This window comes from Staphylococcus sp. GDY8P119P, from assembly GCF_017892075.1.
Taxonomy (GTDB): domain Bacteria; phylum Bacillota; class Bacilli; order Staphylococcales; family Staphylococcaceae; genus Staphylococcus; species Staphylococcus ureilyticus.
In genome coordinates, this window is record NZ_JAESKJ010000029.1 from 1 (window position 1) to 9220 (window position 9220).

Sequence of the window (9220 nt, forward strand, 5' to 3'; positions counted from 1 at the left end):
ATCACATCACTTGAGACTTTTATATAAAAATGATGTTCTTGATTTTTGGAAAGATGGAAAGATGGCTTATTATTTTATTAAAGATGATGAAATTAAAGATTTTTTCTGTAAAAATCAAGAGGGATTTTGAAACGAGTGAAACGAGTTTCTTCTTGTCTTGATGCTATATAGAAATAACAATCTTTTTAAAATGATTTGAAACATAATTGAATTTATAAAAATCTATTCCCCAAAAATCTCGTTCGATATATGTTGAATGATAGAAAGCCCTCTTGTTTTGGCTCTAAATATCCCTTTAAAATCCAAATAAATCTATATAAAAACAAAAAGATACCCCAGATAAAATGGGTATCTTTTATTTCAATACGGACTGTTTAGGTTCTTTCAAGCCGTCTACTTAATTCAGTACTTGTACTTTTTGTTTTCTCGAAAAGACTAAATTAATGATTAGCCATATTAGCTGTATGATTAAAGAAATTAAATATGTAGTTCCTATAACAGCAATATTAACCCATTTCAATTCAGTCATTTGTATGGCGCCTGATGCGTCTACATTTCTTGCCCAAAGAAAAATGGTAAAGCCTATAAAGCTTAAAATTTCAATTTACTTACCTTCTTTTTTGAATTCATCAAAGTCTTAATTAAATCAGAATATTTCTAGCTTAACAATATATAAAAATAACATGAATTTTAAAAAATAATATTGTGAGTGAAAAATGATCTACATGTATTATAAATTAATGCAGTAGGTCATTTTTATTGGAAGTTTATCACTAGTATTTGTAATGATAAAAAACGAAGCCTAATATACGTTTTAAGAAAGGGAGTTATTTAAACTTTTAGAACATTGAAAATGCATTTATGTGGCTAAGAATTCAACTAGAGGAGTCTCGAAAAGGAGTCCCAGACAACAGGATAAGGGTGAACAATGCCATCACGATGGCCCCCAGCATAGCTGGGGTTCAAAATGAATGTTTCATTTGTTATAAATGCTTTCATATCAGTACTTTTAGCAATTTTATATATTTATAAAACTTGACTTAAGTGTAATATTACATGGCATTTCGATGTAAAATCAATGATTCTTCTATCCCTTGTGTCACATGGGATAGAAGAATGGGGAGTCTAAGGACTCCTCATAGACTCCCGAAAGGAGTCCTTAAATCATTGTTTATAACCAATGATTTTCTTATATAAGGTATTAGTAATTGCTTAGTTATTTATGATAGAGTATTTACTAATCAAATACTTAGTATAAAAATGTGATTCTTACTAAGTAATTACTAATTTTAGGAGTGGCGTGAATGGTGAGCAAGAATCATAAAAAAGCTAAAACAATTAATATTAATTTAACTGAAGAAGAATATGAAAAAGTGAAAGTATTAGCAGAAGATAGAAACTTAAATCCAACAGCTTATACGAGACTTGTGGCATTAGGAAATCGTATTAAGCCGACATCTGTTTATCCAGTAGATGAACGAATTAATGAGCTTGAAAAAGAAAATGAAGCTCTTAAAATGCAATTTAAAGTAGATCATAACAAAGATGAAGTGTTGAAAGAAGACTATGAAAATATAGAAGAGGAATATTCTGAAGTTGCCAAATACTTGGATACGTTTAAACGTTTTTTACAGTATGTAAATGATGACGCTGAATATATTAATTTCAATGGATATAAAAGAGATGAGCAATTAAAAGAAGAGATTAGAGATGCTATACAAAAATTTCATAAAAATTAATTTGATATTTCAAAATAAGAGTAACCTCCACAAAACCTGTATTTAACTTGTGGAGGTTTTTTGATTAACCACAGACACATACTTCCCCTTAATTTTAAGCGAGCAATAAACCGTATTGTAACTGTACGCTTTTAAATTTAAAAATTATAATATTTTATTTTTATGAAAAAGTAGTGTATGATTTTTATAAAGGAGGGGTTATATGAAATTATCCCAAAAGCTTTATCTAGAAAGAAAAAATAAGAATTTAACTAAACAAGCATTGGCTAAAGAATTGAATGAACTTAGTGGATTTTCCAATTATTCTAAAAAGGAGATAACACTTTTAGAATCTAAGCAGAAAGCATTTACTTATCGTATCGTAGATGATATTGCAAAATATTTTAATATGACAATATACCAATTTTTAACAAAACAGTGGAAATCTTATAACACAGAAGAGATTACTTTGATTGATAATAATATTGAAGAATATTTTCATGGCTATTCAGAGTGGATGCCTAAAACGTTTAAAAATTTGTCTGATATAATCCATAAATTTGATTTAGTAAAACATGATGATTGGGTAGCCATTCCCCAATATGAGTTGATAATGAGAGAGTATTATGACTATCTATATCGAGATGTTAGTAAAGAAAGTAGCAGTATTATTATTAGGAGAGCTAAGGGCCTCTTAGATAACTTGGAGTTATTTAGTTCATATAATCATGAAAATGATTTACAATTTCCTATAAACTTAGAGACAGGTTCTGCTGGATATACTAAATTTAATGATAAACGTGAACCTATTAATATGAATATACTAATACAAAATATAGAATTCTCATTAGGCGAAATTAGACAACTTTTTGAAGATGACTACTTTGATTATGATGAAGAAGATACAAAATATTTTAATTTGTTAAATTATTATCGAGAAAAGTTTGATATAAGATTTGAAGATATTGAAAAGGATTTGGGTATTTCAAGTGCAGAGTATAGAAAATGGGAAAAAGGTGAAATTGATCCTAGTATTAGTAATATTATAAAATTATGTGATTACTTGAATATAAATATTGATTTACTTTCTTCAAGTTCATTACGCACACTGAACAACATTAATTCTCAATCAGTTGGGTCATATATTCTGCAAAATACTAATATTCATGACTCTGAAGAATTATCTAAAGATTATTATTTTTCAGAAAGACAAAGCGTCATATTGATTCCCAAATATTGCTACGAATATATGTTTTATTATTTAGAGGATAAAACTCATAAAGATATAGGAATAAAAAAAGCAATTCAATTTACTAGAGAGTTTTTTGTGAAATGGTATGAATTTAATAAAGCTAGACAATTCTTATTTTATTCATTAACGGGAGTCGTTGCTAAGGAAAATTTCATTCATTATACAGAGAAAGAAATTAAAAGGTATTTAGGTGATAGTTACTATCCTGAAAATCCAGTGAAATTTTTAACGCAATTAACATTAGATAGAGTTGAAAATTATGGATATAAAGACAAAAAACAAATTATCAACAGAATTAAGCAAATTGATATAGAGAGGGTTCTAAAATCCCCTGAAAAGACAAATTTAAGACCTGAAGTAAATTGATTTAAAATTACAACGAAATCTCCCTACTAAGTTCTACTTAATAGGGAGATTCGATGAACGAATAGCATGTTTAGTTGTTCTCACAATTATTGGTTCAGTATTAATTAGCAATAACCAAAAAATAACCTTCCAACTTTGACAGGTTCGAAAAGGTTATTTTTGTCTTTTTAACAGTCTCATTGGGGCAACATGTTAGCGCATGTTGTCCTTTTATATATATTTATTATACTAGCATGATATTATACGAATACCAAATATGATATATGTGTATACATTATACATATATAACTTCCACATGTATAACTTCCATATGTATAATGTATACACAGAAAGAAAAGTAGAAATTGTATTATTTCAATCTAAGTAAATACACCCATTTAAGATTTGAATGACATAATTCAACTTATCGGAAGTGCATATGCTTGTAGATTAACAGATGGTATAATAGTGGAGTCGCCTATCTCTGGCGTCAATTTGACGTAGAGAGGAGGTGCATACGCAATGACCGACATCTTTGTAAACATCATGACCACAGCAGCAAGTGGTTGCATCGTTGCTTTATTTGCGAACTGGCTACGCAAACGCAATGATAAATAGGCGACTAGTCACACCAAAAAATCCCCTAACTACTGGCATAGTTAGGGGATTTGGTGCATACATGCACGACATCTTTGTTAATTGCATTATAACATCATAGTGGTTAGGAATGCAAAATCATTAAATTGATATACTATTAAACAAATATACTAATTTAATAAAAATTCAGTTAAACCCTGAGAAGTGGAGGTAATACGTTTTAAATGTAGATAACTGTCATTATGTAAACAAAGAAAGGATTTTAAAAATGAAATATAACCTTGGTGAAAACATTACACAACATAAATTGAATTTTAATAGTATATATAAAAACATAGAAGATATAAATGATGAATTCAGAAAGAAAATATTTGAAACAGTAAAAGTTTTAGCTAAAAGTATACCTAATTTAGATGAATTAAAAGATGCTTTAAAGAGCTTTAATAATAATGCAGCTAGAATTAATTCAATTTTTATTAACTATGACTATCCACCAATAGATTTTATCGTTATAAGTGAAGTCATGAATTATATTGAAATGAATTCAAATAATCAAGAGGTAACTATAGAAAATATTAATTTGATAATGACAAGATATTTTGATGAAATTCATTTTGATCGTTTAAAAAGCCAAGTAACCACTTACAACTTACCACAAGAAGAAATTACTATATTAAAAGAGATACTAGATGGATATAAACATGGATATTATTATCTTATAATCCCTGCATTATTAGCAAGATTAGAAGGACTGATATTTAATTCTGTAAATTATGAAGGAAGAACTGATTATAATCTCTTTAATATTGTAATAGAAGAAACAATAAACAAGTACAAATCTAATCATGATTATTATATTGATGATGATTATGACAAAATTAAGGAATACTACAAATCCAAGTTAAAAAGAGCCTTTAAATTTGGCGATAAAAATATAAATGGAATTAATAGACATTCTATCATGCATGGTTATGACAATAAGTATGGAACAAAACAAAATGCAATAATGTTATTTTTGCACTTTGAGTATCTTTATAAATGTTTAACAGAGTTAAATGAAAAGGATAAACAATATATCCGTAATAAAATGGAAAATTATAAACATAAGAAAAGCAAAAAGCGTAATAAACAAAATTGACTGATTAGGGTAAGCCCTAATCAGTCAGTAATGAATGTTTGTGACTTTACCTGCTAATTTAGAATAACTTTTCTTGATAAATGATAAAGCTCAATACATTCACTATTCCATTTTTTATATTTTTCGAAATTCCATTGATAAATTATAAAAGATCCCCTCATTTTCATTAAAATCATTTAATTTTTCTAAACAAATGGCCACTCTCATTATTGTGGATATGAGAGTGGCCATAAATTTTATTTGTTTACTTGTCTATTTAACAAAGGGGATTCTCATTGCATTTGTGAATAACTAACTAAATACTTTAAAGCTTTAAAATGATAGACATTAACGAGATTTTAGTTCGTCAGTTGTCATCCATTTATGATTTTTAACCATCTCATCGTTTTCTGTTGATTTATAATCCACCATATAAACGGTTGTTTTTTCTACATCATCAATTTGAGCTTCTGCACCTTTCATACCAGGCATATGGTCAGCTTCTAATTTAACTGTATCACCTTTCTTGAATCCATTTTCAGGGGCATCTGCAACTTCCTCATTAACGACCCATTTGTGATTATTAACTTTTTCATCACCATTTGTAGGTGTGTAACTCACGACATAAGCATAGGTTTTGTAAGCACCTTTAACTGTACCTTTAGCATTTTTCATACCAGGCATATGATCAGCTGTAATTGTTATTTTATCGTCCTTTTTATATTTACTGTCATCTGTACTTTTCATATTATCTGGGGCTTTACTTTCACTCTTATGATTCATATGTTTTTCTTGTTTTTGATCTTTAGAATTTTCTTCTTCTTCGTTACCAGTTGAACAAGCTGATAATACTAATCCTGAAGCTACTATAATTGAGCTCAATTTTTTCATCATATTGAATTCTCCTTATAAATTATTTTGTTACTTTTATTTGTCCCATCATTCCATTATCTTCATGCTCAAGTATGTGACAATGGAACATGTATGTCCCAGTATTTTTAAAAACCACTTCTATTTTGGCTTTTTGTCCAGGTTCCAGAGATATAACGTCTTTTTTGCCTCTCATATCTTCTGAAGGTTTCTTCCCATCCACTGATAAAACTTTAAATTGCGTTCCGTGGATATGGAACGGGTGCTTCATACCACCCATTTTATCTTTGACGTTTTCAATTTCCCAAGTTTCTTTCTGGTTTACCTTTTGTGTGAAATCTATTCTGTTAGGATCGAATTTTTTGCCATTAATAGTAACATTATCGTCCATACCTTCTAATTTGATTTTTTTATCTACTTTTGGAGTAGTGTCTTTGTTAGTACTTTTTTCTTTGTTAATAATTGGTAAAATTACTGTTTCATCATTATCAACAAGATTGACTTTTTCTTCTTTCATTTTAGATAAATCTATTACTATTTCTTTTCTTGCTGAAGGAGCTAAATTAATTTCTTTTAACTTTTTAGTCTTTTCTAAATGGCCGCCTTCTGAAGCAATATATTCAAAACTTTGATTATTACTTAGCTTAAGATTTAAATCCCGAGCATTGGAGCCATTTAAAAGTCTCAAACGTATTTTTCCTTCTTTTGTTGTTAATTTAGGATCTACTTTCCCATTCACAAGGACTGTATCACCTTGAGTACCATCTTCATCTTTCGTTTTTGTATAATTTAATTTTTTAGATACAAATGTTTTATCTTGGATTATTATAGGCAAATCATTTTTCCCATAATTGCTAGGATAATTATTCTTTTTGTCATCCTCTATATATAATAACCCTGATAAACCATTATAAACTTGTTTAGCTGTATTTGGGGAGGGGTGGGGATGATACCATAATGTAGCAGCCTCTTGTTTAACCTCAAATTTTATTGTTTTTTCTTTTCCTGGTTTTATAACTTGAGAAGGGCCTCCATCCACTTTTCCATCTATTTCTAACCCATGCCAATGAAATGTTGTATTTTCATCTAAGTTGTTGACTAACTTAATTTTAACCTTATCTCCTTTTTTTAATTTTAAAGTTGGCCCAAGTAAATTTCCATTGTATCCTAAAGTGTTAGAGAAATTACCTTTGTAAAATTCTGTCTTTCCTTTCTGCGCTTTTAATGTATAACTTTTATAACCATTGTTATCTTTTTTAGGATCTAAAACTTTGGGAAATGTTATTTCATTTTTTCCTTGTGAAGAATTCAAATTTTTTCTTTCGTCATGACTTTTCATATCCATCATATCATTTCGCTTTTGATCATTTTCTTTCATGTCCATCATGTTGTGCTTACCTTCTGCAAAAGTATCATTAGGAACCATAAACATTATAGAAAATAACGTAATTAAAATTGTGAACATTTTTTTATACATTATATTTACCTCTTTTATTTTAATTTTAATGTAAATGCATTAATTGCTACGATGATCGTACTTAAAGACATAAGTATTGCACCCACAGCAGGTGATAATATTAAACCAATAGAAGCTAATATACCAGCTGCAAGAGGAACTGCAATCACGTTATATCCTGCGCCCCACCATAAATTTTGAACCATTTTTTTCATCGTATTTTTTGAAAGGGACAAAAAATTGATAATATCAGAAGGATTACTTTTAACGAGTATGACATCCCCCGATTCAACAGCTACATCTGTCCCTGCGCCAATTGCCATACCAATATCTGCTCTAATAAGGCTTGGCGCATCATTGATACCATCACCAACCATCATGATTTTGCTACCATTGCTTTGATAATCTTGGATAATACTTTCTTTATCTTCGGGCATCAATTGCGCGTGGACATCACTAATACCTAATTCTTCAGCCACTGTTTGTGCCACTTCTTTATTATCGCCTGTAAGCATGACTGGCGTAATGTTTCTCGATAATAAATCCGAAACCATTTGTTTTGAACTTTCTTTAATTTTATCGCCTTGTGCGATAATACCAATAACTTGTCGGTCATGAATTAGATAACTAATAGAATTCCCTTGTTGAGCGAGATTCGTAAATTGTTCTTTATTATAATCAAAATTGCTTTTATCGAGATAAGAAACATTCACTATTTTGAGTTTTTTATTATCAACTGTGCCTTCTAAGCCTACACCTGGAATATTATTAACTTCTTGAGGAGTAGCATATGAAATATTTTTGCCTTTAGCAAAATCAACAATACCAGTGGCAAGTGGATGATTAGAATTACTTTCTAATGAAGCAAATAGACTCAATATTTCTTCATTATTTAACTCGTCTGTAAAACTTTCATAGTGATTCACTGAAAAGTTACCTTCAGTTAGTGTCCCAGTTTTATCCATCATGATGTAATCAATGTGTTGTGCGATTTCTACAGATTCTCTGTTTTTAATGATTAAACCATTATGTGCGCCTATAGAGGTAGAACGTGCTGTAACTAAAGGTATTGCCAAGCCTAATGCATGTGGACAAGCAATGACTAATACGGTTACTAGCCGTTCAAGTGCGAAATCGACGTTGTTTTGAATAAGCATCCATACAATAAATGAAATCAGGCCAATACTTACTGCAAAGTAAAACAAATAACCTGCGACTTTATCAGAGAGGAGTTCAGCTTTTGACTTATCATTTTGAGCTTGGTTAACAAGACCCATAACTTGAGATAGGTAGCCATTTTCACCCGTAGCAGTCACTTTAACTTGTACTGTACCTGAACCATTAATTGAACCTCCAATAACATCATCATTATGAGTTTTATGAACTTTTTTTGATTCGCCAGTAACTAATGATTCGTCAATTGATGTTTCTCCTTGAACAATGATTCCGTCTGTGGGTATACTTTCGCCTGCTCTGACTTCCACAATATCGTCAATATGAATATCTGATATTTTAACTTCTTCTCGTTGATTATTATCAATCAGCTTCACTGCAGTATTAGGTAAAAGTTCTGCCATTTTCTTCAGTGCATTGCCTGCATTACCTACTGCGTTCATTTCAATCCAATGACCTAATAACATGATTAAAATTAAAGTCGCTAATTCCCAGAAAAAGTCCATTGTATGTGTGGATGAACCACTGAAGTTATTCATATAAAAGGCGTATAAACTATAAATATAAGCTACTGAAATACCTAGAGCAACAAGCGTCATCATTCCAGGTTTTTTAGTTGAAATTTCATCTTTAGCCCCTGATAAAAATGGCTTTCCTCCGTAAAAGAATAAAATTGTAGCAAGAATTAATAC

9 protein-coding genes are annotated in these 9220 nt (G+C 29.8%); 5 read left to right on the top strand and 4 right to left on the bottom strand.

Annotation, left to right across the window (positions count from 1 at the left end; genetic code table 11):
* On the top strand, nt 1-130 hold a 130-nt coding region (locus tag KA830_RS13530; RefSeq protein WP_210134297.1), incomplete at its 5' end, for a helix-turn-helix domain-containing protein.
* Nucleotides 131-397: 267 nt separating this feature from the next.
* On the opposite strand, the gene KA830_RS13535 is transcribed toward KA830_RS13530, so the two are convergent.
* A complete protein-coding gene (locus KA830_RS13535) occupies nt 398-604 on the bottom strand; it encodes a DUF3923 family protein (protein WP_115347105.1) in 207 nt (68 codons plus the stop codon).
* Between the two features lie 700 nt (nt 605-1304).
* Here KA830_RS13535 and KA830_RS13540 point away from each other — a divergent pair.
* The 4 genes from KA830_RS13540 (at nt 1305) to KA830_RS13555 (ending at nt 5050) form a co-directional block, all read left to right on the top strand.
* Nucleotides 1305-1739 carry a plasmid mobilization protein gene (locus tag KA830_RS13540; protein ID WP_210134037.1) on the top strand — a complete coding sequence of 145 codons (435 nt, stop codon included), beginning with the start codon at nt 1305-1307 and terminating at the stop codon, nt 1737-1739.
* Nucleotides 1740-1941: 202 nt separating this feature from the next.
* Nucleotides 1942-3336 carry a helix-turn-helix domain-containing protein gene (locus KA830_RS13545; protein ID WP_047504938.1) on the top strand — a complete coding sequence of 465 codons (1395 nt, stop codon included), beginning with the start codon at nt 1942-1944 and terminating at the stop codon, nt 3334-3336.
* Nucleotides 3337-3837: 501 nt separating this feature from the next.
* Nucleotides 3838-3933 carry a type I toxin-antitoxin system Fst family toxin gene (locus tag KA830_RS13550; RefSeq protein ID WP_002510758.1) on the top strand — a complete coding sequence of 32 codons (96 nt, stop codon included), beginning with the start codon at nt 3838-3840 and terminating at the stop codon, nt 3931-3933.
* Between the two features lie 247 nt (nt 3934-4180).
* Nucleotides 4181-5050 carry a hypothetical protein gene (locus KA830_RS13555; protein WP_069819358.1) on the top strand — a complete coding sequence of 290 codons (870 nt, stop codon included), beginning with the start codon at nt 4181-4183 and terminating at the stop codon, nt 5048-5050.
* 327 nt (nt 5051-5377) lie between these two features.
* On the opposite strand, the gene KA830_RS13560 is transcribed toward KA830_RS13555, so the two are convergent.
* From KA830_RS13560 to copB, 3 genes are all read right to left on the bottom strand, one after another.
* The gene (locus tag KA830_RS13560; RefSeq protein WP_002510756.1) at nt 5378-5923 is read right to left on the bottom strand and encodes a YdhK family protein; all 546 of its coding nucleotides are present in this window, start codon (nt 5921-5923) and stop codon (nt 5378-5380) included.
* 19 nt (nt 5924-5942) lie between these two features.
* On the bottom strand, nt 5943-7376 hold the full coding sequence (mco, locus tag KA830_RS13565) for a multicopper oxidase family protein (protein ID WP_210128130.1): 1434 nt from the start codon (nt 7374-7376) through the stop codon (nt 5943-5945).
* A 14-nt stretch (nt 7377-7390) separates the two neighbouring features.
* Nucleotides 7391-9220: copper-translocating P-type ATPase CopB (gene copB / locus KA830_RS13570; RefSeq protein ID WP_210134311.1), on the bottom strand; the 1830-nt coding region annotated here is incomplete at its 5' end.